This is a genomic window from Streptomyces nidicola (genome assembly GCF_050106155.1).
Taxonomy (GTDB): Bacteria; Actinomycetota; Actinomycetes; order Streptomycetales; family Streptomycetaceae; genus Streptomyces.
This window is the reverse complement of sequence record NZ_JBNBPI010000001.1, coordinates 8,973,352-8,998,429: the sequence shown is the minus strand read 5'-3', so window position 1 is coordinate 8,998,429 and position 25,078 is coordinate 8,973,352. Positions and strand designations below refer to the sequence as shown.

Sequence of the window (25,078 nt, the reverse complement as noted above, 5' to 3'; positions counted from 1 at the left end):
ACAGGCGCGGACGGCGCCGCGTACGGCGATGGAGGCACGGGTGATCGACAGGACCGGCCTCGCGGAGTTCCTCCGGCGCCGCAGGGAGTCGCTGCAGCCGGAGGACGTGGGCCTCCCGCGCGGACGACGCCGCAGGACGGCCGGACTGCGCCGGGAGGAAGTGGCCGCGCTGTGCCACATGTCGACCGACTACTACGCGCGGCTGGAACGTGAACGCGGACCCCACCCGTCCGAGCAGATGATCGCCTCCATCGCGCAGGGGCTCCACCTCTCCCTCGACGAGCGCGACCACCTGTTCCGGCTCGCCGGCCACACCCCACCGCCGCGCGGCGCGGACAGCGCGCACATCGGCCCCGGCCTGCTGCGCATCCTCGACCGCCTTCACGACACCCCCGCGGAGATCGTCACCGAGCTCGGCGAGACACTGCGCCAGACCCCGCTCGGCGTCGCCCTGACCGGAGACCAGACCGTCCACACGGGTCCCGCCCGCAGCATCGGCTACCGCTGGTTCACCGACCCCGCCACGCGCCGGCTCTACGCCCCCGAGGAGCACGCCTTCCTCACCCGCATGTTCGTCTCGGGTCTGCGGGGCGTGGCGACGCTCCGAGGGCCCGGTTCCCGCGCGGCCCACTACGCCGACCTGCTGCTCGCCCAGAGCGAGGAGTTCCGTCGCGTGTGGGACGACCACGAGGTCGGCATCCGCCCCCACGAGGTGAAGCGCTTCGTCCACCCCGAGGTCGGCGCGCTGGAACTGACCTGCCAGACGCTCGTCGACCCTGCCCAGTCGCATCTGCTCCTCGTCTACACGGCCGTCCCCGGCAGCGAGAGCCACGAGAAGCTGCAACTGCTGTCCGTCATAGGAGCGCAGGCGCTCCGCTGAGACAGCGACGCGGTCTCAGGACCCGCTGGCCGCGCCGGCCATGACACGCGCCGCGAAGTCCGCCAGTTGGGCCCGCATCCGTTCACGCGGCAGACCCTCCTGTCCGGCCAGGTACTCGACGAGGTCGGCGCGGACGGCGGCCAGCAGGGCGTGGGCGGTGAAGTCGCCGTCGGTCAGACCGGGAATCTGCTCCAGTACGGAGCGGAGCAGGCCGTGCCACCGCTCGTAGTGCTCCGCCTGGTACGGGCTGCCGCTCCCGCTTCCTTCCAGGGCCAGCGCGAGGCGCCGGTTGTCCAGCTTGAAGCACAGCACGGCGTCGAGCAGGGCGGGGACACGCTCCTGCGCCGGGGTGCCGGGGCCGAGCGGCGCGGGTCCGGATTCGACAGCATCGGTGACCGGTTCGAGCCGCGCCTCGTACAGCGCGCGGAGCAGCCCGGACCGGTCGCCGTAGGCGCGAAAAAGAGTCCCCTTGCCGACGCCGGCCTCCGCCGCGATGTCGGCCATGGTGATGTCCTCGGGGCTCGTACCACGGGCGAACAGCGCGTCGGCGGCCGCGAGGACGGCCTCCCGGTTACGGGCGGCGTCCTTGCGGGGCTTGCGCTCGGGCATGCGATTCCTCTCGTGGCTGCCATCTGGTCGCCGTGTTCACCGTCATTGCAAAACGGACCACGGGTCCGCTACCTTTTAAATCCGGACCCTGGGTCCGGATCCCGATCCTACGCTCTGGAGGACACCCATGCCCACACCCATGCCCACGCCCACGCCCACGCCCACACCGGTGTCCGCACCGACGTCTCCGGCGGAGCTGTACCGCCACAGCCTGCAGCTGCTCCTGGACAAGAACATCGCCGGCTGGGTCGAGCTGTGGGCCGAGGACGGCGTGATGGAGTTCCCCTTCGCTCCTCCCGGCTGGCCGCGGCGACTGGACGGCAGGGAAGCCGTCGCCTCGTACATGCGCCACTATCCCGACCACATCGACCTGCACGACTTCCCGGAACTGCGGATCCATCAGACCACCGACCCGCGGACGATCGTGGTCGAAATGCGCGCCGTCGGCCGCCTGGTGGAGCCGGACGGGCCTCTCGACATGACCTACGTCGCGGTGGTCACGGTCGAGGACGGACACATCACGTCCTACCGCGACTACTGGAATCCCCTGGTCGTCCAGCAGGACGGCGCCGACTTCGCCGGGAGCACCCGATGACCACCACCGACAGCGCACGGCCCACCGGCACCACCCTGGTCATCGGCGCCACCGGCACCACGGGCAGCCGCGTCGCCGCACAGCTCACGGCGGCCGGCCATCACGTCAAGTCCGCCGGCCGTCGCGCGACCCCGGTCCCCGGCACGGAGCCGGTCGCCTTCGACTGGTACGAGCCCACCACCCACGACGCCGCCCTCGACGGAGTCGACCGTGTCCACCTCGTACCGCCCGTGGGCGACTTCGACCCTGCGGCGGTCATGCTGCCGTTCCTTCGACGGGCCCGCGCCGCCGGCGTCCACCGCGCGGTGCTGTTGAGCTCCTCGGCCGTCCCCGAGGGCGGACCGGCGGTAGGGGCGGTCCACCAGGAGCTGCCCACGCTCTTCGACGACTGGGCGGTGCTGCGGCCCTCCTGGTTCATGCAGAACTTCACCGGCGCGCACGTACACGCCGTGAGCATCCGCGAGGAGGGTGTCATCCGGACCGCGACAGGGAGCGGCCGGGTCGGCTTCATCGACGCCGAGGACATCGCGGCCGTCGCCGTCCGCGCCCTGACCGACGACGTCGCCCCCAACACCGATCTCGTACTCACTGGCCCCGAATCCCTCACCTACGACGACATCGCGACGCTCCTCACCGAGGCCACCGGCCGCACCGTGACCCACCGTCAACTCTCCTACGAGCAACTGCGCGCCCGCCTCGCGGCGGAGCTCCCGGGAGCGTTCGCCGCGATGCTGGCCGCCATGGACCGTGCGATCGCCGAAGGATCGGAGGACCGCACCACGGACACCGTCGAACGCGTCACCGGCCGCCCCCCGCGCAGCTTCCGCACCCTCCTCGATCACGAACTACGGCACGCCGCCTGACCCTCACGCCGCCGTGGCCGATGATCGGCACATGCGTCCACTGAAGCACGGCTACACCAACCGCACTCTCACCAACGACGCGACCGTGGAGAAGACCTACGACGGCCCCGACGCGGAACTGAGACTGCACCGCGAACGCACGCTTCTCCCCTACGCGCTCGGCCACTTCTTCCGCTCCTACGGCGACGAGGTGCCACCCTGGCCGCTGCGCCGGACGGCCATGCTGGCCAGATGCGAGGAACTGCGCCGCTTCTGCGAGCGGTGGGAGCCGGGTGGCCGGGGCGCGCGTCAGTGGCGGGAGCGGGCCGCCGCGACGGCCGGGTGGGAGGAGTGATCCGGCGCACGGCCCCTCAGTACACGTAGCGACCCAGCCACCCTCGGCCCCTCAGTGCAAATACCCGAGCGCCGACGACACTTGGTCCGCGTACTCGATGGCCCTGCCCGCGAGTTCGCGTTCCCGGGTTGCCAGGTCGAGCGCCGACAGGGAGCCGGAGACCGACAGCGCTGCCACGATGTCACCGGAGCGGTCGCGGACCGGGACCGCGAGGCAGGCGCGCCCGAGTGCCAGCTCCTCCACTTCCGTCGCGTAGCCGCGGCCGCGTACCTCGTCGAGGTCCTTGAGGAGGCTCTTGAGGGTGGTGAGGGTGTGCGCGGTGTATGAGGAGTACTCGGGGCCGATCAGCGCCTCGACCTCGTCGCCCTTCAGGCCGGACAGGAGCACCTTGCCCATGGCGGTGGCGTGCAGGGGGGCGAGTCGGCCGGTGAGCGTGAAGGAGCGCTGGGTGCGCGGGCCTTCGAAGTGGCAGAGGTAGAACATCTGGTCGCCCTGACGCTCCGCGACGTTCGCGCCGAGGCCGGTCTCGTGCGCGAAGTTCTGCGCGACCTGGCGCGAGGCGCGGAACACCGGGGACTGATTGAGGGCGATGCCGGCGAGGCCGACGAGGCGGGGGCCGAGCCGGTGCAGGCCGGTGCGTTCGTCGCGGGCCAGGTAGCCGAGCGATTCGAGCGCGCCGACGAGGCGGGAGACCGTCGACTGGCCCAGCCCCGAGAGTTCGACGAGTTCCGCGATCCGGCGCTCGGGCTGCTCCTCGGTGAAGTAGGTGAGCAGCGAGAGGGCGCGTTCCACGCTCTGGGTCCCGATCCCAGCGGCACGAGATGTAGCATCCATATCGTGGATGCTACATCCTCGCGGGCGGATCGACCCCCGGAATCCGCAGGGTGATCCGGTCTAGCCGGCGGCGGAGGCGGCGGCGGAGGCATCCCGGGGCGCCCACGCGATGTCCTCGAGGACTTCCTCGAGTGCCCGGCGCGTGACCACGTCCAGGGGCGCCGCGGGCAGCCGGACCCGCGAGGACGCAATCACCCCGCGGCGCACCAGGACCTCCTTGTGGACCGCCCAGGCCTGCCCCGCGCGCACGCCGAGGTGGACGAGCGGCCGAACGTTCGCGAACAGCGCCCGCGCCCGGCTCCGGTCGCCCCGGTCCAGGGCGTCGAGGACGTCGCGCAACACGTCGGAGAACTCGCATGCCGGCATGGTGCCGACCGCGCCGTTCGCATGTTCGTCGAGGAGGTACTGGGCGTTCTGGCCGCCCAGTACGGCGAAGTCGGAGCCGGTCGCGGCGGCGACGGCGGCCACCTTGGCCGGGGGCGAGGGCACTTCCACCTTCACCGAAGTGATGTGGGGTTCGGCTGCCAGGGAGACGATCTGCTCGACGCTCATCGACACCCCGGTCACCCCCGGCGCGTCCTGGATCATGACGGAGGCGTCGGTCGCGGCGGCCACCTCGGCGAAGAACTCGACGACCTGCGCCGGGGAGGGCTTGGTCAGGAACGGGGGCAGGACCATGAGGTGGTCGGCGCCGCCGTCGACCGCCCGCAGCGCGAGCTCGCGCGAGGTGACGGTGCTCGTTCCATTGACGCCGGCGACCAGCGGAAGTTCCGGTCCTGCCACGGCGCGCACCTCGCGCAGGATCGTGGCGCGTTCGGCCTCCGTGAGGGCGAAGCCCTCGCTGGCCATGCCGAAGACGGCGAGACCGTCGACACCGCAGGCGAGTTCGAACTCGACCAGCGAGCGCAGCGACGGCACGTCCAGCTCTCCGCTGTCGGTGAAGGGGGTGGCGAGGATCGGCATCAGGCCCTGGGGCAGTGCGGGCACGATTCAGCTCTCCTTGGCGAGTTCGGCGAGTTCGGCGATCTTCTCGGCGTCCACCTCGACGCCGAGGCCCGGCCCGGTGGGCAGCACGTAGCCGTCGGGGCGGGCGTCGATCGGGGTGCGCAGGATGCTCTGCGCGACGGACAGGGAGTCGGCCTGGAACTCGAAGAACGGGGAGTTCTCGACGGCCGCGCTCAGCTGGATCCCGGCGGCCAGGGCCACGCCCAGGCCGACCGAGTGGTGGCAGGCCACCGGAAGGTGCGCCGCCGCGGCGAGTTCCGCGATGGACTGGGCCTCGGTGATGCCGGTGCGGGCGACGTCGGGCTGGGCGAGGCGCAGTGCGCGGCGGCCGATCCAGTCGGCGAACTCGTAGCGGTTGCGCATCGCCTCGCCGACGGCGACCGGTGTGGTGATGCGGCCCGCCAACTCCCGGTGCCCCTCGACGTCCTCGGGTGCCAGCGGCGCCTCGAAGAACAGCGCGCCGCGCCGGTCCAGCTCCTGGCCGAGGGTCAGCGCCTCGCCGATGGAGTACGCCCAGTGGGCGTCCACCGCGAGCCGCACACCGGGGGCCGCCGCGGCCACGGCGTCGTAGGTGGCCAGGTCCGTCTCGATGCCCTTGCCGAGCGCCAGCTTGATCATGGTGGCGCCCTGGTTCGCGTACGAGGCGGCGAGCGCGGCACGCTCCTCGTCGGTCGGTTCGGGCAGGCCGGAGACATAGGCGGGGACGCGGTCCCGGTGGGCGCCGCCGAGCAGTTCGGCCACCGAAAGGCCGGTCAGCCTGCCGTGCAGGTCCCACAGGGCGATGTCGACGGCGGCCATGGCGTCGGCCTGGTGTCCGGTCAGGTGCCCGCGCTCCCGCATCAGCTCACGCATGCGGTGCCACAGTGGGCGGACCCGCGTGGGGTCCTGGCCGATCAGCTGGTCGGCCAGCAGCCGGTCCACGACGGCGGCCGGGACCTCTGGGCCGACCGGCGCGAGCGCCTCGCCCCAGCCCGTGCAGCCCTCGTCCGTGCGGATCTCCACCAGGAGGGTCTCGAATCGCCCCGAGTACAGGCTGCGCCAGGGCTCTCGTACGACGTAGCCGCGCTCCGGCGTGAGCTCCTGCCCGTCGTCCAGGCGTCCCAGGTAGGCCCGTGATCCCTCCAGCTTCAGTACGTGGGTGAGCACCTCGGTGATTCGGGCCATGCCGCTTCCCTCCATCGTCTTGCTTGGACAATCCACATTCTGCATAGGCCTTGTAAATAGAGCAAGCATGGTTAACATCGTGGCCATGAACGCTCAACGCTGAGGCAATGTGCCCGGCTCCGGCGTTATCGCACCCCGCGTTGTCCGACCCATCCGTATGCGAGGCCCCCATGCCCGAGCAGACCGCAGCGCCCTCCGCCCCCGACACCGATCCCGCCGATGCGACGCCGTCGAAGCGGGTCCTTGTCGCGGGCAGCATCGGCAACTTCGTCGAGTGGTTCGACATCGGCATCTACGGCACGCTCTCGTCCGTCATCGCCGGGAACTTCTTCGCGCACGGCGACCGGACGGCGGCGCTCCTGTCGACGTTCGCCATCTTCGCCGTCGGCTTCGCCATCAGGCCGATCGGCGCGCTCTACTTCGGCCCGCTGGCCGACCGCGTCGGGCGCAACCGTGTCCTCGCCATCACCGTGCTCGTCACTTCGGCGTCGACGTTCGCCATCGGCGTGCTGCCCACGTACGCCAGCATCGGCGCCGCCGCTCCCCTACTGCTCGTACTTGCCCGCCTGGTGCAGGGGTTCGCGGCGGGCGGCGAGACATCAAGTGCGGTCAGCCTGCTGTTCGAGTACGCGCCGCGCAACCGCCGCGGCTACTACACGAGTTACGGCGCCGCCCTCGGCTTCGTCGCCTTCGTGTGCGGAGCCGGTGTGGCGCTCGTGCTCTCGCTGACGTTCGGTGACGACCAAATGGCGTCGTACGCCTGGCGGATCCCGTTCCTCCTCGCACTGCCCCTGGGCATCGCGGGTCTGTATCTGCGGCTCAAGCTCGACGACACCCCGGAGTTCCGGCGCCTGGAGGAGGCGGGCGAGGTCGCCGACTCACCCATCAAGGAGACGTTCCGCACCAGCGGTCGACCGATGATGATCCTCGCCGGTGTCATCGTCCTGAAGGGCGTCGCCCACTGGACGTTGCAGACGTTCATGGTCAGCTACCTCACGGACACCATGCACTTCAGCCAGGCCCAGTCCTTCGCCGCCTCGACGATCTGCATGGGAGCCGTGGCCGTGCTCATCCCGTGCGCCGGGCTGCTCTCCGACCGGGTCGGCCGCAAGCCCCTGCTCATCGCCGGCGCCCTCGGCCTGATCCTGCTCGCCTGGCCCTGCCTGCTCCTGATGTCGTACGAGAACGCCGTGCTCGCGATCGTCGCGATGGTGATCCTCGGCCTGCCCATCGCCGCCTACGACGGCGCGGTCAACGCCAGCATGGCCGAACTGTTCCCGGCCCGGATCCGCACCGGCGCCATCGCCATCCCGTACAACATCTCGGTCAGCCTCTTCGGCGGCACAGCACCGTACATCGCCACCTGGCTGGTCACCTCCACCGGCTACGACCTGGCCCCCTCCTACTACTTGATGGCCGCGGGCCTCGTCACACTCGTCACGGTCGTGCTGGGCGTGCGCGAGACCGCCGGCCCTCGGGTTCAGATGTCGGTCGCCCGCTGAGCGGCTCGCCCACCGGTCCCCACCGCGACCGTGTTCGCCCCCACGATCACGGCGATCGCCAACCACGCGAGGTGGTCGAGGTGTTGGTCGAGGATGAGGAGGCCGATGAGGGCCGCGAAGAGTGGGTTGACGCTCATGAAGATGCCGAAGAAGCGGGCGGGGACGCGGCGCAGGGCCAGGAGGTCGGACAGGAACGGCACCGCCGAGGAGAGGATGCCCGCCGCCAGGGCGCAGAGGAGGGCCGTGACGGTCGGCGGGTGCAGGTGCAGGACCGTGAGGCCGATCGGCAGGTAGAGCAGGCCCGAGACACCGGCCGCCGCGGCCGAGCCCTGGAGGCCGGGCAGGCGGTGGCCGACGGCCCGGTTGAGCAGGATGTAGCAGCCCCAGCACACCGCGGCGACCAGGGCGAGCGCGATGCCGAGGTAGTCCGTGCTCGGTCGTGGGCGGGTGAGTACGACGACCGCCGATGCCGCCGCAAGGGCGCAGAGCAGGTCCAGGCGGCGGCGCGTTCCCGCGAGGGCGACGGTGAGCGGGCCGAGGAATTCGAGGGTGACCGCGAGGCCCAGGCCGATCCGGTCGATGGCCAGGTACAGCGTCAGGTTCATCGTGGCGAAGACCGCCGCCAGGGCGAGGACGAGGCGCCATTGGGCGGCGGTGAAGCTCCGTATGCGCGGGCGGCCCGCCGTCAACAGCACCACGGCGGCGACCCATTGACGTACAGCCACGACTCCCGCGGGGCCGAGCACGGGGAAGGCCAGCGCACCCAGGGACGCTCCGAGCTGGTTCGACAGGCCGCTGCCGAGCATCAGCGCGACACCGCCGACGTGGGGGGAGGGTTCGGTAGCCGCAGTGGAGGGGTGGGGTGTGGTCGCCATGGGGCGAGATTCGCCTTGCTCGGCATATACGCAAAATGCATGGCATGGCGCTCGGATACGCTGAGCGTATGGATGAAGGAAGTGGGCTCGCCGGGCTCGAGCTGCGGCATCTGCGCTGTCTGCTCGCGATCCTCGACACGGGCAGCTTCACCGACGCCGCGATCCAACTCGGCGTCTCCCAGGCCTCGGTGTCCCGCACCCTGCACGCGCTGGAGACCGTGCTCGGCGTGCGCCTCCTGCACCGCACGAGCCGCGCCGTCACCCCCACCACCACCGGCGTCCGCGTCGTCCACCGCGCCCGGCAGCTGCTCGGCGAGGCCGAGAACCTCGTGCGCGAGGCCACCACGGGCCATACGCGGCTGCGGATCGGGCACGCCTGGGGAGCGTTCGGGCGGCACACCACCGAGTTCCAGCGCCGCTGGCACCAGCGGTACCCGGACGTCGAGTTGCTCCTGGTGCGGCACAACAGCCCCACCGGCGGACTCGCCGAGGAGGCCGGCGACCTGGCCGTCGTACGCCACCGGACCGATCTGCGCCGCCGGTACGCGTCAGCCGTCGTCGGCCACGAGCCCCGCTACGTCGTCATGGCCGCCGACGACCCCTGGGCCAGGCGCCGCCGCGTCCCCCTCGCCGACATCCGCGAGCGCACCGTCGTCGTGGACCGGCGCACCGGCACGACCACCGCCGACCTGTGGCCCGGCGACCCGCACGGCGACGTCGAGTACACGGCCGACGTCGACGACTGGCTCGCCGCCATCGCCACCGGCCGCCGCGTCGGCGTCACCCCGCAGGCCACCGTCGCCCAGTACCGGCGCGAGGGTGTCGTGTTCCGCCCGGTGTCGGGCGCGGATCCGGTGCCGGTGCGGGTGATCTGGGACGAGCGGGATCCTCATCCCAGTACGCACGCGGCCATCGCGCTGCTCACCGAGTTGTACGGAGGCTGAGCGTACGTCCCGTCACTCCAGGCCCAACCGTCCCAGCACCCGGCCCATCGCCTCCCCCACCGCATCCCGCGCGGCGTCACTGTGATCGAGGCCCTCGAAGGCGTGCGGCGCCCCCGGTACGTCGATCACCTCGACCGGGGCGCCGCCCGCCTCGGCCGCCCCGACGAACTCGGCCACCGTCGTCGCGACCGCGGGGGCCTCGCGGCCGACCCGGATGAGGACGAAGGGCGGCGTTCCCCCGTGGGCGACCACGTCCGCGGGCCGGAACCGGGAGTCGTTGACACCCCAGTTGGGCAGCGGCGCCATGATCGGATAGCTCGCCGCCAGGCACCGCAGCCACGGCGGGGCCTCGGCCAGCCACGGCGCTGTGAGAGGGCCGCCGCCGGAGAAGAACCACAGCGCGATCCGGTCCGCGTCGACCCGCGGATCCGCGCGCACCTCGGCCACCGCGGCAGCCACGTCCTCTGCCGCCGTCGGATACGCGGTGACCGCGTGCAGCCGGTGGTCGAGGGTCACCCCGATCGCGCCCCGTGATGCCGCGAGGCGGGCGTAGCCGATCAGCGTCGGCCAGTCGCGCGGTGTCGGTCGTGCGTCCTCCGGCACGGGGCCGCCGTGCACGAACACGATCGCCGGGCGCGGCTCCCCGGATTCCGTGCCCTCGGAAACGTGGCCGCCCTCGGGTACGTACAGGTCGATGGCGCCGCGCCGTTCGCGCGGGATCTCCGGTACGTCCAGGAGGAACGGCCGGAGGTATCCGGACTCCCCCGCTTCCTCCTCGCCCGCTTCCTCCTCGCCCACGGCTTCGAGGCGAGTGCCTTCGCCGGCCGCCGCTCGCAGCAGCACGTCGGCGAGCTCGTCCGGGCAGGACAGCATCGGCCAGTGCCCGGTGGGCAGTTCGAAGAAGGTCACGTCCGGGCGGACGAGCGCCTTCATCGTCGGGTCGCCGAAGCGCAGCAGCATGCGGACCGTGTCGATGGTCGCGCCGCTCTCCGCGCAGAGCACTCCCGTGGTCGGCAGGCCGTCCCCCGCGCCGGTCAGACGCAGCGGTCGCAGCAGGGTGCCGAGCGGCTGGGGCGAGGCGTGCGCGGTCAGCCGGTCCAGGGCCTCGCCTGACACCCCGGCGGTGCTCCCCCAGCGCGACCACTCCTCCCGGGACGGAACCGGCAGCTCCCCCTTCATGTCCCCGTCCTCGGCGAGGCGCTCGCGCAGTTCCTGGTCGGGGACCGCGGCGAGCGCCACGGCGCCGTCCTGCACCGGCCCGGTGTCCAGGTACACGATCCGCGCGACCCGGTGGGCCCGCCGGTCCGCCGCCCCCACCGCCGGATACACGCCGTAGTCGTGCCCGACGAGGACGATGTCCTGCCCCTCCGCGATGGTGTCGATGGCCGCGACGACCCTTGCGATGTGCGCTTCCAGGTCCCTGACCGGACCGACGTCCACCACCTGGACCCGCGCGCCCTCGGCCGCCAGTTTCCCGGCCGTGTCCCGCCACACGGCCTGGCCCGTGAACAGGCCCGGCACCAGCACGAACTCCGTCATCTCCACGTCCTCCATCAGTGGCTGTCAGCGATGGCGGGTACGTTAGGAACTCCCCCTGAGGGAGGTTCAAGTGCACCTGCCGATCGACTCGCCCGCGGAATCCGGCTCGTCCGACGGACTGTGGAGCATCGGTGAGCTCGCCGAGCACGCGGGCACGACCGTCAAGACCGTCCGCTTCTACTCCGACAACGGACTGCTCCCGGAGCGCGCCCGCAGCGTGGGCGGGCACCGCCGGTACGGCGCCGACGCGCTGGACCGGCTCCGGACGATCCGCTCGCTGCGCGGACTGGGGCTGCCCGTCCCCGAGGTGCGGCGCATCGTCGACGAGCGGGCGGGGGCGGACGGTGCGCTGGAGGACGCCGTCGCGGGCCAGCTGCGGACGATCGGCTCCCGGCTCAGCGAGTTGCGCTGGCAAGAGGCGGCGCTGCGCCTCGTTCAGGAGTGCCCGCCCCAGGAGCGGGCGGACCGGCTGCGACTCGTCGGTTCGCTGGATACGCCGCCGAGCACGGCGCCACTGGCCAGGTTCTGGCGGGCCTGGCTGCCACCACGGATGCCGACCGCCTCGCGAACGGCCTTTCTGGAGGCGACCGTTCCGACACCTCCCGACTCCCCGTCCCCGGGCCAGGTGCTCGCCTTCGCCCGGCTGTGCGCGCTGGTGTCACGCCCGTGCTCGCCGGACACGGGGCCCACACAGCCCGCCGCGCACCGCACGGCGGGCGCGCGCGAATCCGCCGTGCTGTACGCCGGGTTGGCCGAGTCCTACGACCTGGCGGCGAAGCCCATGCGGGCGGGCGGGGCCCCCGCGCCGGGCGAGGCACTCGACTGCTTCGTCACGACGTACGCGAGTGTGACCAGGTCCCGCGACACACCGGCCTTCCGCCGCGGCCTCTCCCGGCAGCTCGCTTCCGATCCGCGCCTCGACCGCTACTGGGACCTGGTGGCGGAACTGACCACCCCGGACGGCGCGCAACCGGAGCCGACCCCGGGCACGGCCCACGACTGGCTCCTCGCGGCGCTGGACACGCAGCTCGCCGGCGCCTGACCTCGCGATCGACTGCCCCCGCGCCCCCTGCGAGCTACCTCTCTTACCGGGAGGGAAACAAGGGCGAGGGTGTGTGGCCGGAGGTCGGCAATCGGAACGTGGGGAGGCTCGGTACCTTCGGTTTCGACGGGCGCTTGCCGCCGTCCGACGGGCTCTCCGACGGCGGGGGGCTGGGCGTGGACGAGGGGGAGCCCGACTCCTTGCCGCCCTTTCCGTGCCCCTTCTCCTTTCCGCTGCCCTTCCCGCCCTCCTTCCCCTTGTCCTTGTCCTTGTCCGGCGTCTCGGACTTCCCGGGCTCGCCCGACGGTTCCCCGCCTCCCGGCAGCCCGGCCGTCGGCACGGCCCCACTCCCGTACACCCGCATCCAGCTCAGCACCAACTCCAGGTACGAATCGGAGTGGTTGTACGCGAGCACCGCCCTGCGGATTCCGGCGCCCCGGGTCAGGTCGCCGCCCGCCGCGCACAGGTAGCGGCCCGCGGCCAGCCACGCGTCGTCGATCTGGTGCGGGTCGCGGACGCCGTCTCCGTTGCCGTCGCTGCCCCAGCGGCGCCACGTGGAGGGGATGAACTGGGCGGGGCCCACGGCGCGGTCCCAGGTGCGGTCGCCGTCCCAGGCTCCGTCGTCCGAGTCGTGGATCGCGGCCACGCCCGGGCCACCGTCAAGTCGAGGCCCCAGTATGGGAGTTCGGGTACGGCCGTGCCCGTCCAGGGCGCCGCCGCGCGCGTGCCCGGACTCCACCCGGCCGATCGCCGCGAGCAGCGGCATCCGTACCCCGCACTCCGGTGACTCAGCCGCGAGGTCCTTGACGACGGTCCGGTAGGCGGCGAGGACGCGGCCCGGAATCCCGTGCGTCGTCGGCAGCGCCGGGAGTGTCTTCGCAGCCTCGCCACCGTCGCGTTTCTCGCTCTTGAACGGCACCGGTCGCGTTCCCGGTATCTCCGTCGGCGTCTGCGGGTACAGCGGCGGGCTGCCGCCGCCCGCCTGGGACCGGTCGGACGCGGGTGCCGTGGCCGACACCGGTGACATGTCCGCCAGCTGCCAGACCGTCGCCGTCGCCATGCCGCCCGTCGCCGCGACGGCGACCGCCCCGGTGAGGATCTGGTGCCAGAGCAGGCTGCGACGCCGCCCGCGGGCCCGGTCCTCGGGTCGGCGGCTCACCAGCAGAACGCCTTTCCACCGGACATCGCCGTCCACTGGCCGCCCGAACCCCGCATCCCGAAGGCGCACTTGGTGTCGTTCGAGCCCTTGCTGGTGTACGTAAGCGGGACGGTCAGGCCGTCGAAGCGCTGGCCGTGGAAGGTGCGCAGCTCCTTGATCAGTCCGGCCCGCGTGATGTCGCCCGCGCCGCGCGCCGCCTTCTCGAACACCTTCGCCGAGGCCCAGCCCTGTGCGGCCGAGGGACCCGGTGCCTTGCCGCCGCCGTACTTGTTCCAGGCCGAGTTGAACTGGCCGAAGCCGGCCGCCGACGACCCCTTGAAGGGGAACACCGGGGTCACCGCCAGTACGTTCTTCAGGCCCGGCTTCGAGGCGGTGGCGCCGTCGACCGTGGCGCCCGGTTGCAGGAACTGCGGGTTGAAGTTCTGCCGGCTGCACGAGGAGGCGACCCGGTTCACGGTGTTGGGGTCACCGGTCACCAGCATCAGGTCGACGTCCGCGTTGCGCGCCTGGATGCACTCGGCCGTGAAGTCGGGCTGGGTGACCGAGATCTTCGCGTTGTAGACGGGGTCGAGGCCGTAGCGTTTGGCGGCGTTCCCACTGCCGAAGAACCGCTCGTGGACGTGGGTGCAGGCGTCGGAGTCGGTGCAGAAGAGGGCACCGAGCTTCTTGCCCTTGCCGTACTTCGCGCCGACCTGGGCGAGCCCGTCGAGCGCGGAGTTGGTGCCGGGGCACTCGCTGAACAGCATCGGGCTCGCGGTCCACGCGGTGGTCGAGCAGTCGCCGCCGATGACGGGGACCTGCTTCTTCTCCACGTAGCTCTTCCAGGCGTTCATGGTCTGCGTGGTGGTGAACGAGGCGACGATCGCGACGACCTTGCGCTGTTCGACGAGTTCCTGCATCTGGCTGCGCCCCTTGGAGGCGTCGGCGCCGTCGTCCATGACGATGACCTGGACCTTGCGGCCGTCGATGCCGCCGCTCGCGTTGACGCTCGCCGCCCAGGCCTGGAGGGCGCGCGGGCCCTGGGCGAAGGCGACGCCGCCGGGTCCCGATGTCGTACCGACGCTGCCGATGACGATGGGGCCGCCGCCGGACTTGCCGCCTCCCGCCTTTCCGCCACTGCCGCCGGAGGCGGAGCCACCCCCGCCGCCCCCGCTGGTTCCGCTGCCGGACTTCGCGTCCGTCTTCGAGCCGTCGTCCGACGTGGCGGTGTCGGACGAGCCGTCGGCGCCGACCTCGGTGTCCGAGCCCGCGGCCCCGGTGGCGACCTTCCCGCCGCTTCCCACGGAACGTACGACGGTGTCGTGGTCGACCCGGCTGCCGCAGGCGGCGAGCACCAGGCTCAGCGCCGCCACGGCCGCCAGGGTGGCGCGTGTACGGGTTGCGGTCATGGTCTCCTCCACGGAGCGGGGTACTGATCGGTGTGCGCGGTCAGGAGTGCGGGGGGGGCGGTGCAGGTGTGCGCGGGTCAGGTGTGTGCGCCCAGGTACTGGGCGACGAGCCGGTCGCTGTCCAACTCGCCCGGTTCCCCGGCGAATTCGATGCGGCCCCGGTTCATCAGGTAGACGTAGTCGGCGAGTTCGAGGGCGCGGGAGACGTACTGCTCGACGAGGAGCAGGGCGCGGCCGTCCTCGGCCAGCCTGCCGAGGAACTCGAAGATCTCGTCGACGACGACGGGAGCGAGGCCCATCGACACCTCGTCGAGGAGTACGTAGTCGGCGTCGGTGACGTAGGCGCGGGCGAGGGCGAGCATCTGCTGCTGGCCGCCGCTGAGCGAGCCCGCGAGCTGGCCGAGCTTCTCCCCGAGGATCGGGAAGGCGGTGACGGCGCGCTCGACGGCCTCGTCGAGGTCGCCGCCGGCCGCCTGGATGAGGATGTTCTCCTTGACCGTCAGGGTCGCGAACACCCCACGTCCTTCGGGGACATGGCAGACGCCGGCGCGCGCCAGGTCGTGCGGGCGCTTGCCCGTGAGGTCCTTGCCGTCGATGGTGAGGCGCCCCGAGGTGGGTGCGAGAAGCCCGGACGCGACGCGCAGCAGGGTCGTCTTGCCCGCACCGTTGGTGCCGAGCAGCGCCACGACGGACTTCGGCGGCAGCCAGGCACTCACCTCGCGCAGCACGCGGGCGCCGCCGTATCCGGCGTCGATGTCTTCGAGTTCCAGCACTAGGCGGCCTCCGATCCCAGGTAGGCGGCGCGCACGGCGGGGCTCGCGCGCACCTCGGCCGGACTGCCCTCAAAGATCATCCGGCCAAAGTCGAGTACGTAGAGGTGGTCGCAGACCGACATGACGAGACCCATGTCGTGCTCCACGAGGAGCACACCGCAGCCGCGTTCGGCGACGACCCTGGTGACGATCGCGCCGAACTTCTCCGTCTCGGCGGTGTCGAGGCCCGACGACGGCTCGTCGAGCAGCAGCAGCTTGAAGTCTCCGGCGAGGACCCGGCCGAGGTCGACGAGGCGGCGCTGCCCCGTGGAAAGGGAGCCCGCGATCTCGTGGCGCAGGGCGCGAAGTCCGCACAGGTCGAGCACCTCCTCCGTGACCGCCCGTACGGACTTCGTCTCGGCGGGGGTGGCCAGGAGTTGCTTGAGGGGGTTGCCGCGGGCGAGGCCGGCCTCGCGTCCGAGCGCGATGTTCTGCTCGACCGTGAGCGAGTCGAACAGGTCCATGCGCTGGAAGGTCCGGCCGAGGCCGAGTTGGGCGCGGGCGGCGGGCGGCCGCCCGGTGATGTCCTTGCCGAAGAGCCGGATGCCGCCCTGGGACGGCCGCAGCAGCCCGGAGCAGGCGTTGAAGGTGGTCGTCTTCCCGGCCCCGTTGGGCCCGATGAGTCCGGTGACGCGGCCGAGCGGGGCGGCGAAGGTGGCCGAGTCGACGGCGGTGTTGCCACCGAAACGGATGGTGAGGTCGTCGATTTCGAGGCCCCGCCCGCTCGGGCCCAGCCTGTCGTTCATCGCGCCGCCTCCTTGCTCAGCCCTGAGCCGACCCGGATCCGTGCCGGTGCCGTCTGAGCTGTTCGTGCCTTCCGCGCCGCCGTCAGGCGCTGCGTCGCCGGGCCCGGTGCCCCGAGGCGTTCGTCGGAGCGTGAGGCGCCCGGGTCGTCCGGCGCGGGCGCCCCCGTGCCGCGCCGCTTCGACGCGCCCGCCTCGTGCAGGGCGACGAGGAGCGCGCCGAAGCCGAAGACCACCGGGAGGGCCTGGGCGAAGGTGTCGTCGGTGAGGTAGGCGGGGACGACCGCGACCAGGACCGCCGCCAGGGGCGGTCCCGCCGCGCGCAGGCCCGCGCACAGAACCAGGACGGTCAGCCAGGTCAGCGAGGTGTACGAGAGGAAGGGCGCGCCCGTGGCCGAGCGGCCCTGGGACGCGTACAGGGCGCCCGCGACGCCGGCGACGAACGCCGAGATGGCGAAGACGGTGACGCGGGTGACGTTCACCCCGAGGCCGAGCGTGGAGAGCGTCGTGGGCGAGTCGGCCATCGCGCGCAGCAGGCGTCCGAGGCGGCTGCGGCCGACCAGTGCGATGAGCAGGGAGCCCGCGACGGCGAAGGCCAGCAGGACGAAGTAGAAGGATTCGTCGCCCTCGAAGAGGCCGGGGCGGGGCGCGGGCAGGGTGTTGGTCTTGCCGAACATCCAGGACGTGCCGTAGATCGCCCGTTCCAGGAGCAGCCCCAACCCGAAGGTGGCCAGGGCGAGATAGAGGCCGGAGAGCCGGATCGCGGGGATCGCCACCAGCATGCCGACAGGCACGGCGACCACCCCGGCGAGGAGCACGGCCAGCAGCCACGGCAGCCCGGCGCCGACCGCGAGGTGGGAGAACGTCGAGGCCCCCACCGCGACCAGCGCGGCGTGCGCGAGCGAGACCTGCCCCGAGGTGCGGACGAGGAGTTGCAGCGAGGCGAAGATCAGGACGTACACCAACGCCGAGGAATAGACGGGGAGTTTGGACGCCGCGACGAGCGGGACGCAGCCCGCGAGCAGCACCGCGGCCACGGCCACGATCCGGCCGGTCGCGGGGCTCACCAGCGGTTTCGACGGGGGCGCGGGCCGGTGTCCGCCGATCTCGGCGAGCCTGCCCCGGCCGACCAGCAGCAGCACGGCGAACAGCACCACGAACGGCATCGCGGGCGGCAGACCGGAGAGTGTCTCGGACGTGGCGACCCACTTGGTGGCGAGGGCGGAGAGGATGCCGATGAGCAGCCCGCCCGCGTAGGTGAGGGGGAGGCTGGAGAAGAGGCCGACGGCCGCGGCGCCGTACGCCTGCACCACCAGGAGCGTCAACAGCAGGACGTCCAGGCCGAGTTGGGGCGCCAGCAGGATGCCGGACGCGGCGGCGACCCAGCAGCCGATGAGCCAGGCCCGGGTGCGTACCGCGAACGCGCTGGTGCCGGAGAGTTCCAGCAGGTCCGGGTCGTCGACGACCGCCCGCATCCGTACGCCCATCGAGGACAGCCGGAAGAAGGCGAAGAATCCGAGCGCGCCCGCCGCCGCCACGATGGCCGAGGTCAGCTGGTCGATGCCGACGTGCACGCCGATCACCGTGACCGTGTCGGTGGGCAGGAAGCCGGGGAAGTCGAGGGCGGAGCTGCCGTATCCGGCGATCAGCGCGCTCGTGATGACGAGTTGCAGTCCGACGGTGGCGACGACCTTGGTGGCCACCGTGGCCGCGGCGAGCGTGCGTGTGACGCGTTCCATGAGCAGCGCGACGACCGGCGGCACGACGACCACGGCGACGGCGAGCGCCACCGGCCAGGGCAGCCCCCGCAGCGTCCGCAGGTCGTAGTACACGAACGCGGAGATCGCGGCGATGGCGCCGTGCGCGAAGTTGAAGATGCCCGAGGTCTTGTAGGTGAGGACGAGGCCCATGGCCGCGAGCCCGTACACGGATCCGGTGGTGACACCGACGACGAGGAACGGCAGCAGTTCGTTCACGGCGCGCACACCCCGCACGGTTCACCGGTGCCGACCGCGGCCGGCGTCACCTCCTTGCCCGCGACCAGCGGGCAGTCCGGGCGGTGCGGCCGGTCCATGCCCGCGGCGCGCACGAGCGGCAGGGCGAGCGTGTCGTCCGTGCTCCCGGTACGACGGGCGGGCCCGGGCCGCGCGTCCCCGTCGTCGTCCACGGGCGCGAGGGCGATGAGCGATACGCGCCGCTCCCCCAGCGCCCGGCGCGCCCGCAGCAGCCACAGGCAGAACCCGCCTGCGCCGACCGCGAATCCGGCGACGCCGAGGTTCAGCCAGGCCGCCTGCCGCGCGGTCGACACCGTGGCGCTCGCGCCGAACCACGCGGTCACGATCAGGGCGAGCCCGGCGAGGCTGGTGCCGCAGACGGTGACCACGTCACGGTCGCGCCAGGGCACGGCGCGCGCGTCGACGCCGCTCATCGAACGCTCCCTTCGGGGGCGGGAGCCACGGGAGTCGGTGTCCCGGCGCTGCCAGGAGCCGAAGCGGTCGGCTCCGCGGAGGTCGTCGGCCCGGACGCGGAGGGGGTCGCCCCACCACCCGTCCGCAGCGCCTGCTCGATGCGGTCGAGCTTGCGCCACTCGTCGCGCAGGTCGGCCGAGAGCCACAGCGCGCTGGAGAGGCCGAGCAGGAACAGGCTGCCGAGCCCGGCACTGACCATGTACGGCAACTGCTCGGCGGGATACGGCGTACCGCTCACCCCGCGCCAGCCGAGGACGAGGGTCACGGCGCCCGCGAGCGCGGTGAGCGCGGCGGTCAGCCGGTCCCACTGACTGCGTATCCGGGTCACGAGGTCCATCGAGTCTTCACTCCCAACAGGCGCAGCAGGGTGCCGGCGGCGAACGTGGCCACGGCGCCGAACGCGAGCACGATGTAGAGGCCGGTGACACCCATGTCGGTCGGATTGGTGGCGAGTCGGACGGTCCGGGTGTCCTCGGGCCGGGACGACGATCCGCCGCCGTCCGGCGGCGATTTCGGGGTGTCGGCGCCGCCTCCGCCGCCGGGTGCGGGCGCACCCGCGCCGCCACCTCCCGCCCCCGAGGGGGTCTGCGGGGCAGGCACGGATGGTATGTCGCCGCTGCCGGGCGGTGCCTCGACGCGGTCGGCGTCGGCGGAGGCGCGGCCGAACACGTAGGTGACGGTGTAGACGGATCCGGACCGGGTGTCCTGCTGGCGGGCCTGCACCTCGAGACCGGCGGACACGATGCCGTGCTCGGTGCGTTTCTCGTCCAGGTAGCGGATCTTCACGCCGGCCTTCGCGAGGGCCTGCGTGAGCGCCTTCGCCGGGTCGGCCGCGCCCGCACCGCCGCCGGGCAGCTTCAGGGCCTTTCCCGCGACCTTGAGGCCGTCCGGTGTGATCTCCACGCCCTGGCCCGCGATCTCGGTGCGGCCGATGGTGAGTTCGGAGTCGCGTACGACCTTGCCGGACCGGTCGACACCGGCGCTTGCGGAGCTGAGGATGCGGCCGATGTCGAGGACGCCGTTGACGGACCAGGGCCGGGTGTCGGCGCTCGCCTCCGCCTTGCCGGTGAGGGCGTCCGGGTCGACGGAGGATTCGGCGGTCGCCTTGGTGGAGGCCCCCGTCCCGTCCTGCCCGAGGACCGTACGGGCCTCCGCCTCGGTGGCCGTCTTGGCGCTGTGCGCACGCATGACGTGCGGGTCCTGGCCGGCCTTGGCAGTGCCGTCGGACGGGTACTTGGAGGTCGCGTACAGCGGGTAGTCGGGAAACTTCTGCCCGGTCTGGCTGCCGATGAGCGCGGGGGCGGAGATGACCGTCTCACCCGGGTACGGGCTGCTCGCCCATCCCGAGGACTCGCCGACGGCGTAGTTCACACAGGACTTGGCCACCGGGACGCCCACCCCTGCGGGCGCCGACAGCAGTGTGTCGTTGCTCGCGCTCACGGTCACCTGCACGCCCTGCGCCATCGCGGTCACCGGACAGTCCTCGGCCTCCGACGCTTCCGGTTCGGCGGCGCCCGCCGGACCGGCCGCCGTGGGCAGCAGCACCAGAAGCGCGGCCGTGCCCGCCCCGCAGAGCGCGCGGGCCCGCCGGGGGACGGCGTGAGATCCTCGCACGGACATCGATGCCCTTCACGTAGCACGTAGGTTCAGCTGGAACGACAGGGAGTTGACGGGCCGTCAGATCCGACCGGCCTGCCGCACTCTGTGGGCGCGAGGCGCCACCCGGAAGGGGCCCGGCGGCAGCATCCCGCTCACCGGGCCCGGCACTCCCGCTCAGTGGGACTCACCGACGGACGGCCACACCTTGGCGTCCGGGCATCCGGGCATCGGCCGAAGAAGTGAGGATTCTGTATATGCGCGGCAGGAGCCCCGCAAGGGACTCCCCCGCACCCCTGCCTACGGTCGACACTTGGCGATCCCGGTCAGCACACCCACCAGGGAGGCGACCATGACGACACCGGCGACGGTCGACACCGGCACAGCGGAGCACCGCGGCACGTCCCCCGCCCCGAGCTCCATGATCGAACGCATGACGGTCATCCTCGACGCGTTCGACCCGCACACCCCGAGCCTCTCCCTGCTCGACCTCGCCGACCGCACGGGGCTGCCACGCTCGACGCTGCACCGCATCCTCGACCAGATGATCCGGCTGCGCTGGCTCACCCACTCCACCGGCGGCTACCGCCTCGGCATGCGACCGCTGGAGCTCGGCGGCCGGGCCGCGGGGCACAACGAGGTCAGGGACATCGTCACGCCGCTGCTGCACGAGATGTGCCGGCGCACCGGACTCGCCGGGCACCTCGCCGTCCTCGACGGGCGCGAGGTGGTCTTCCTCGACAAGGCGGGCGGCCGCCCGGCGGCCCGCCTTCCCACCCGGCTCGGCGCCCGGCTGCCCGCGCACACGACGGCCGTCGGCAAGGCGATCCTCGCCACCCTCGAACCCGGTCTCGTCGACTCGGCGTACCGCGGGGCGCTGCCCCTGAGCACCGCGCGCAGCCTGCGCACGGCCGCTGATCTGCGCCAGGAACTGGCCAGGATCCGGGGGCGCGAGGGCCTGGCCGTCGACAACGAGGAGACCCTGTCCGGCATCCGCTGCATCGCCGCGCCCCTGCGCGGCTGCGGCCCGGCCACGGCGGCGCTGTCCCTGTGCGGGGATCAGCAGGCGGTCGACTTCAAGGAGTTGGCGCCGCTGGTGCACGACCTCGCGGGAGAGGCGCGGCGGGCGTTGTTCCCACGACTTGGCGGACATCGGACGGGGTAGGCAAGCTCCGACTCCCGCCGGGGTCCGATCCCCGCCGGGGTCCGACTCCCGCCCGGGAGGACGCCATGTTCCGTCAGGGAGGACGCCATGCCGGATCCCGCAGCCACCCCGCCTCTCGACGCCCCGTCGCTCGACGCGCTGTCGTACGAGCCGCTCACCCCCACCGCGTATCTGGACCGTGCCGCCGCCGCGCACGGCGACCGGATCGGTGTCATCGACGGTGAACGGCGGTGGACCTACGCGGAGTTGCACGACCGGTGCACCCGCCTGGCGGGCGGACTGGCTCCACTGGCCGGCGGGCGCCCGGTGGCGGTGCTCGCGCCGAACACACACGTGCTCCTGGAGGCGCACTACGGCGTGCCGTGGGCAGGTGTGCCGCTCGTGGCGGTGAACACGCGGCTCGCGGCGGCCGAAGTGGCGTACATCCTGAGCCATTCGAAGGCGGCCGTGCTGATCCACGACCCGTCGCTCGACGTCCTGGTGGACGACGCGCTGGCCCGCCTGGACACCCCGCCGCGCCGGATCAGGGCAGGCGCGGAGTACGAGTCCCTGCTGGCCGGGGCCGAGCCGCTCCACCGCACCCCGTCCGACGAGCGCTCCCTCCTCGCCGTCAACTACACATCGGGTACGACGGGCCGCCCCAAGGGTGTGATGTACCACCACAGAGGCGCGTACCTGCAAGCGGTGGCGATGGTCGGCCACACGGGACTTACGCCCTCCGCCGTGCACCTGTGGACCCTGCCGATGTTCCACTGCAACGGCTGGTGCTTCCCCTGGGCGGTGACCGCGGCGGCCGCCACGCACGTGTGTCTGCCGAAGCTCGATCCCGCCGAGGTGTGGCGGCTGATCCGCGAAGAGGGCGTGACGCACCTCAACGGCGCGCCCACGGTCCTCTCGATGATCGCCTACGCCCGGGAGGCGGCCCCGCTGCCGAAGAACCGCACCATCCGCATGGCGACCGGCGGCGCCCCGCCCTCCCCCGCGATCCTGCGCAGGATGGGCGAGTTGGGCTTCGACGTCACGCATCTGTACGGGCTCACGGAGACGTACGGACCGGCGATGCTGTGCGACTGGCGCCCCGAGTGGGACTCCCTGGACGGCGCAGCGCAGGCCCGTCTCAAGGCCCGCCAGGGCGTGGGCAACATGATCTCGTGCACGGCCCGCGTGATCGCCGACGACGGCACCGACGTCCCGGCCGACGGCACGACCACCGGTCAGATCGCGCTGCGCGGCAACAACGTCATGCTCGGCTACTTGGACGACCCGGAGGCGACGGTGGCCGCCGCCCCGGACGGCTGGTTCCGCACCGGTGACATCGGCGTCGTGCACGCCGACGGTTATGTGGAGCTGCGGGACCGATCCAAGGACGTCATCGTCTCGGGCGGCGAGAACATCGCGTCGGTCGAGGTCGAACAGGCCATCATGGACCACTCCGCGGTGCTCGAAGCAGCGGTGATCGCGGTCCCCGACGAACGCTGGGGCGAGGTCCCGGCCGCGTACGTCACCCTCCGGGAGGGCGCTTCGGCGACCGCCGCGGAGATCATCGACCACGTCCGCACCCGCCTCGCCCGCTTCAAGGCCCCGAAGTCGGTGACCTTCGGCGACCTGCCCAAGACATCGACCGGGAAGATCCAGAAGTACGTGCTGCGGGACAAGGCGTGGGCGGGGGCGGCGCGGCACATCAATTGACCGGCGGCCTCGGAGGACGGGCCACCGTGGTCTAACCTCGCCCCGTGATCGGCAATCGGATACGTGAGCTGCGCAAGGCCCACAAGATGACCGTGCGGGAGCTGGCCGCGGCGGCCGGGGTGTCGACCGGGCTCGTCAGTCAGGTCGAGCGCGGGCTCACCGACCCCAGCCTCGAGACGCTGCGCCGGCTCTCCGCCGCGCTCGGGCTCCCGCTCTTCGACCTGTTCCGGCAGGACGAGGCGGAGGAGGTCGCGCTGGTGCGGTGCGAGCGGCGGATCCAGGTGCGCTCGCCGCAGGGCGGGATCGAGTACACGCGGGTGTCGGCCGGGTCGGCGCGGCTGGAGGTCCTGGAGGGCACGCTGGAGCCGGGCGGGGCGTCCTCCGAGGCCCGCTACAGCCACCCGTCCGAGGAGTGCGTGCTGCTGGTGAGCGGCAGCCTGGTCGTCGAAGCGGGCGACGGGCGCTACGAGTTGGGCCCCGGCGACAGCTGCACGTTCGATTCCCGTGTCCCGCACCGGTACGTCAACGAGGGCGGGGAGACCGCGCGGTTCCTGGTGAGTGTGACACCGCCGAGCCGGTGACCCCGGCTCCCAAGTACCGGTGCCCGCACACCCATTGACGCGGCACGCACCGGACTGATTCGATCACCCGCACTGAACACGTTCACCGGGATTGAATGCGAGTCGCCCCGTGCCGATCGACACCCTGGACACACCCGAACGCTTCCGCGCCCGGTTCCCCTCCCTCAAGGACACGGTCCACCTCGCCAGTTGCAGCCAGGGAGCGGCGTCCGAGCACGTACTGGCGGCGCTCCAGGAGTTCCAGTGGTCCATGCGCAGCCACGGCGCTCCATGGGGCGAGTGGATGGTGCAGGTCGACGCCGCGCGGTCCGCGTTCGCCGCGCACATCGGTGCCACCACGGACGAGATCGCCGTCGTGAGCTGCGCCTCCGAGGGGGCGTACCAGGTGGCTTCGACTCTGGACTGGTCACACCGTCCGGGGCTTGTCACGACGGACATGGAGTTCCCGTCCATCGCGCATGTGTGGCTGGCGCAGGGCGGTCGGGGCGCGCAGGTGCGACACGTGCCGGACGAGGACGGGGTCGTCCCCGCCGCCGGGTACGCGGACGCCATCGACGAGTCCACACATGTCGTCTCCGTCCCCCTGGTGTCGTACCGCAACGGCGTCCGGCTGCCGGTCGCCGAGACCGTCCGGGCGGCGCGGGCCGCGGGCGCTCGGGTGTTCATCGACGCGTACCAGGGGCTCGGCGTACTCCCCGTCGACGTACGGGAGTTGGACTGCGACTACCTGGTGTGCGGGGCGCTGAAGTATCTGCTGGGCGTTCCCGGTATCGCCTTTCTGTATGTGCGGGGCGGGGTGCGGGACGAGGTGGCGCCGCAGCTCACCGGGTGGTTCGGGCGGGTCGATCCCTTCGGTTTCGATCCCCGTTCGCTCGACTTCCCCGACACCGCGCGGCGCTTCGAGACCGGCACGCCGTCGATACCCTCCGCGTACGCCGCCGCGGCCGGACTGCGCACCCTGGCGGAGCTCGACGGCAAGGACGTCGAGGCGCACATCCGCGAGCTCACCGCGTACGCCCACCAGCGCCTCACCGAGGCCGGCGAGACATTGGCCTCGCCCGCCGACCCCGAACTGCGCGGACCGCAGGTGGCGTTCGCCGACCCGGAGCCGGACGCTCTGGCCGGCGCGCTCGCCGAGCGTCGCATCGTCACCAGTCCGCGGGGCACCCTGCTCCGCGTCTCGTTCCACTACTACAACACCCTCTCCGACGTCGACGCGCTGATGGCCGCGCTCGGTGAGATACGCGCCAAGTAGCAGCACGCCCAGGAACACCGCACCCACGACGGAGCG

General features: G+C 72.2%; 25 protein-coding genes. 11 read left to right on the top strand and 14 right to left on the bottom strand.

What is annotated here, in order from left to right; genetic code table 11:
- Positions 1-40: 40 nt before the first annotated feature.
- A complete protein-coding gene (locus ACOKM3_RS40615; protein ID WP_426906312.1) occupies positions 41-880 on the top strand; it encodes a helix-turn-helix transcriptional regulator in 840 nt (279 codons plus the stop codon).
- A gap of 15 nt (positions 881-895) precedes the next feature.
- Here ACOKM3_RS40615 and ACOKM3_RS40610 read toward each other — a convergent pair whose 3' ends face one another.
- Complete coding sequence (locus ACOKM3_RS40610) at positions 896-1,489, bottom strand: TetR/AcrR family transcriptional regulator (protein WP_426906311.1); 594 nt, start codon at positions 1,487-1,489, stop codon at positions 896-898.
- A gap of 169 nt (positions 1,490-1,658) precedes the next feature.
- On the opposite strand from ACOKM3_RS40610, the gene ACOKM3_RS40605 reads away from it, so the two are divergent.
- The 3 genes from ACOKM3_RS40605 to ACOKM3_RS40595 are packed head-to-tail and all read left to right on the top strand — an operon-like array spanning position 1,659 to position 3,281.
- Positions 1,659-2,084, top strand: a complete 426-nt coding sequence (locus ACOKM3_RS40605; protein ID WP_426907019.1) for a nuclear transport factor 2 family protein — start codon at positions 1,659-1,661, stop codon at positions 2,082-2,084.
- Entirely contained in the window at positions 2,081-2,947 is an 867-nt protein-coding gene (locus tag ACOKM3_RS40600; RefSeq protein ID WP_426906310.1) for an NmrA family NAD(P)-binding protein, read from the top strand. The genes ACOKM3_RS40605 and ACOKM3_RS40600 overlap by 4 nt, the downstream gene beginning before the upstream one ends.
- 31 nt (positions 2,948-2,978) lie before the next feature.
- A complete protein-coding gene (locus ACOKM3_RS40595) occupies positions 2,979-3,281 on the top strand; it encodes a hypothetical protein (RefSeq protein ID WP_426906309.1) in 303 nt (100 codons plus the stop codon).
- 51 nt (positions 3,282-3,332) lie between these two features.
- Here ACOKM3_RS40595 and ACOKM3_RS40590 read toward each other — a convergent pair whose 3' ends face one another.
- The 3 genes from ACOKM3_RS40590 to ACOKM3_RS40580 form a co-directional block, all read right to left on the bottom strand.
- Positions 3,333-4,073, bottom strand: coding sequence for an IclR family transcriptional regulator (locus ACOKM3_RS40590; protein ID WP_426906308.1), 741 nt, complete (start codon positions 4,071-4,073; stop codon positions 3,333-3,335).
- Between the two features lie 102 nt (positions 4,074-4,175).
- Positions 4,176-5,102 carry a dihydrodipicolinate synthase family protein gene (locus ACOKM3_RS40585; RefSeq protein WP_426906307.1) on the bottom strand — a complete coding sequence of 309 codons (927 nt, stop codon included), beginning with the start codon at positions 5,100-5,102 and terminating at the stop codon, positions 4,176-4,178.
- 3 nt (positions 5,103-5,105) lie between these two features.
- Complete coding sequence (locus ACOKM3_RS40580; RefSeq protein WP_426906306.1) at positions 5,106-6,284, bottom strand: mandelate racemase/muconate lactonizing enzyme family protein; 1,179 nt, start codon at positions 6,282-6,284, stop codon at positions 5,106-5,108.
- Positions 6,285-6,454: 170 nt separating this feature from the next.
- Between ACOKM3_RS40580 and ACOKM3_RS40575 the strand changes: the two genes are divergently transcribed.
- Positions 6,455-7,786: an MFS transporter gene (locus ACOKM3_RS40575; RefSeq protein ID WP_426906305.1), complete on the top strand. Its 1,332-nt coding sequence runs from the start codon at positions 6,455-6,457 to the stop codon at positions 7,784-7,786.
- On the opposite strand, the gene ACOKM3_RS40570 is transcribed toward ACOKM3_RS40575, so the two are convergent.
- Positions 7,765-8,661, bottom strand: a complete 897-nt coding sequence (locus ACOKM3_RS40570; RefSeq protein ID WP_426906304.1) for an EamA family transporter — start codon at positions 8,659-8,661, stop codon at positions 7,765-7,767. The two genes, ACOKM3_RS40575 and ACOKM3_RS40570, sit on opposite strands and share 22 nt — an antisense overlap.
- Before the next feature lie 68 nt (positions 8,662-8,729).
- On the opposite strand from ACOKM3_RS40570, the gene ACOKM3_RS40565 reads away from it, so the two are divergent.
- On the top strand, positions 8,730-9,605 hold the full coding sequence (locus ACOKM3_RS40565) for a LysR family transcriptional regulator (RefSeq protein WP_426906303.1): 876 nt from the start codon (positions 8,730-8,732) through the stop codon (positions 9,603-9,605).
- A 12-nt stretch (positions 9,606-9,617) separates the two neighbouring features.
- Here ACOKM3_RS40565 and ACOKM3_RS40560 read toward each other — a convergent pair whose 3' ends face one another.
- Positions 9,618-11,144 (bottom strand): alpha/beta fold hydrolase, encoded by a 1,527-nt coding sequence (locus ACOKM3_RS40560; protein WP_426906302.1) that lies wholly within the window; start codon positions 11,142-11,144, stop codon positions 9,618-9,620.
- 70 nt (positions 11,145-11,214) lie between these two features.
- On the opposite strand from ACOKM3_RS40560, the gene ACOKM3_RS40555 reads away from it, so the two are divergent.
- The gene (locus ACOKM3_RS40555; RefSeq protein WP_426906301.1) at positions 11,215-12,186 is read left to right on the top strand and encodes a helix-turn-helix domain-containing protein; all 972 of its coding nucleotides are present in this window, start codon (positions 11,215-11,217) and stop codon (positions 12,184-12,186) included.
- A gap of 43 nt (positions 12,187-12,229) precedes the next feature.
- Here ACOKM3_RS40555 and ACOKM3_RS40550 read toward each other — a convergent pair whose 3' ends face one another.
- The 8 genes from ACOKM3_RS40550 to ACOKM3_RS40515 all read right to left on the bottom strand — a co-directional run bounded on the left by ACOKM3_RS40550 (position 12,230) and on the right by ACOKM3_RS40515 (position 20,370).
- On the bottom strand, positions 12,230-13,345 hold the full coding sequence (locus ACOKM3_RS40550) for a lytic transglycosylase domain-containing protein (RefSeq protein WP_426906300.1): 1,116 nt from the start codon (positions 13,343-13,345) through the stop codon (positions 12,230-12,232).
- Complete coding sequence (locus ACOKM3_RS40545; RefSeq protein WP_426906299.1) at positions 13,342-14,733, bottom strand: ABC transporter substrate-binding protein; 1,392 nt, start codon at positions 14,731-14,733, stop codon at positions 13,342-13,344. The genes ACOKM3_RS40550 and ACOKM3_RS40545 overlap by 4 nt, the downstream gene beginning before the upstream one ends.
- Before the next feature lie 77 nt (positions 14,734-14,810).
- Complete coding sequence (locus tag ACOKM3_RS40540) at positions 14,811-15,506, bottom strand: ABC transporter ATP-binding protein (protein ID WP_426906298.1); 696 nt, start codon at positions 15,504-15,506, stop codon at positions 14,811-14,813.
- Entirely contained in the window at positions 15,506-16,291 is a 786-nt protein-coding gene (locus ACOKM3_RS40535) for an ABC transporter ATP-binding protein (protein ID WP_426906297.1), read from the bottom strand. Before ACOKM3_RS40535 ends, ACOKM3_RS40540 begins: the two co-directional genes overlap by 1 nt.
- Entirely contained in the window at positions 16,288-18,273 is a 1,986-nt protein-coding gene (locus tag ACOKM3_RS40530) for a branched-chain amino acid ABC transporter permease (protein WP_426906296.1), read from the bottom strand. The genes ACOKM3_RS40535 and ACOKM3_RS40530 overlap by 4 nt, the downstream gene beginning before the upstream one ends.
- Positions 18,261-18,716, bottom strand: coding sequence for a hypothetical protein (locus ACOKM3_RS40525; RefSeq protein ID WP_426906295.1), 456 nt, complete (start codon positions 18,714-18,716; stop codon positions 18,261-18,263). The genes ACOKM3_RS40530 and ACOKM3_RS40525 overlap by 13 nt, the downstream gene beginning before the upstream one ends.
- A complete protein-coding gene (locus ACOKM3_RS40520) occupies positions 18,713-19,093 on the bottom strand; it encodes a hypothetical protein (RefSeq protein WP_426906294.1) in 381 nt (126 codons plus the stop codon). The genes ACOKM3_RS40525 and ACOKM3_RS40520 overlap by 4 nt, the downstream gene beginning before the upstream one ends.
- A complete protein-coding gene (locus ACOKM3_RS40515) occupies positions 19,081-20,370 on the bottom strand; it encodes a hypothetical protein (protein ID WP_426906293.1) in 1,290 nt (429 codons plus the stop codon). The genes ACOKM3_RS40520 and ACOKM3_RS40515 overlap by 13 nt, the downstream gene beginning before the upstream one ends.
- A gap of 334 nt (positions 20,371-20,704) precedes the next feature.
- Here ACOKM3_RS40515 and ACOKM3_RS40510 point away from each other — a divergent pair, with 334 nt between their 5' ends.
- The 4 genes from ACOKM3_RS40510 to ACOKM3_RS40495 all read left to right on the top strand — a co-directional run bounded on the left by ACOKM3_RS40510 (position 20,705) and on the right by ACOKM3_RS40495 (position 25,042).
- Complete coding sequence (locus ACOKM3_RS40510; RefSeq protein WP_426906292.1) at positions 20,705-21,517, top strand: IclR family transcriptional regulator; 813 nt, start codon at positions 20,705-20,707, stop codon at positions 21,515-21,517.
- 87 nt (positions 21,518-21,604) lie between these two features.
- Positions 21,605-23,206 carry an AMP-binding protein gene (locus ACOKM3_RS40505; protein ID WP_426906291.1) on the top strand — a complete coding sequence of 534 codons (1,602 nt, stop codon included), beginning with the start codon at positions 21,605-21,607 and terminating at the stop codon, positions 23,204-23,206.
- A gap of 44 nt (positions 23,207-23,250) precedes the next feature.
- On the top strand, positions 23,251-23,787 hold the full coding sequence (locus ACOKM3_RS40500) for a helix-turn-helix domain-containing protein (RefSeq protein WP_426906290.1): 537 nt from the start codon (positions 23,251-23,253) through the stop codon (positions 23,785-23,787).
- Positions 23,788-23,896: 109 nt separating this feature from the next.
- A complete protein-coding gene (locus ACOKM3_RS40495; protein WP_426906289.1) occupies positions 23,897-25,042 on the top strand; it encodes an aminotransferase class V-fold PLP-dependent enzyme in 1,146 nt (381 codons plus the stop codon).
- The last annotated feature ends 36 nt before the right edge of the window (positions 25,043-25,078 follow it).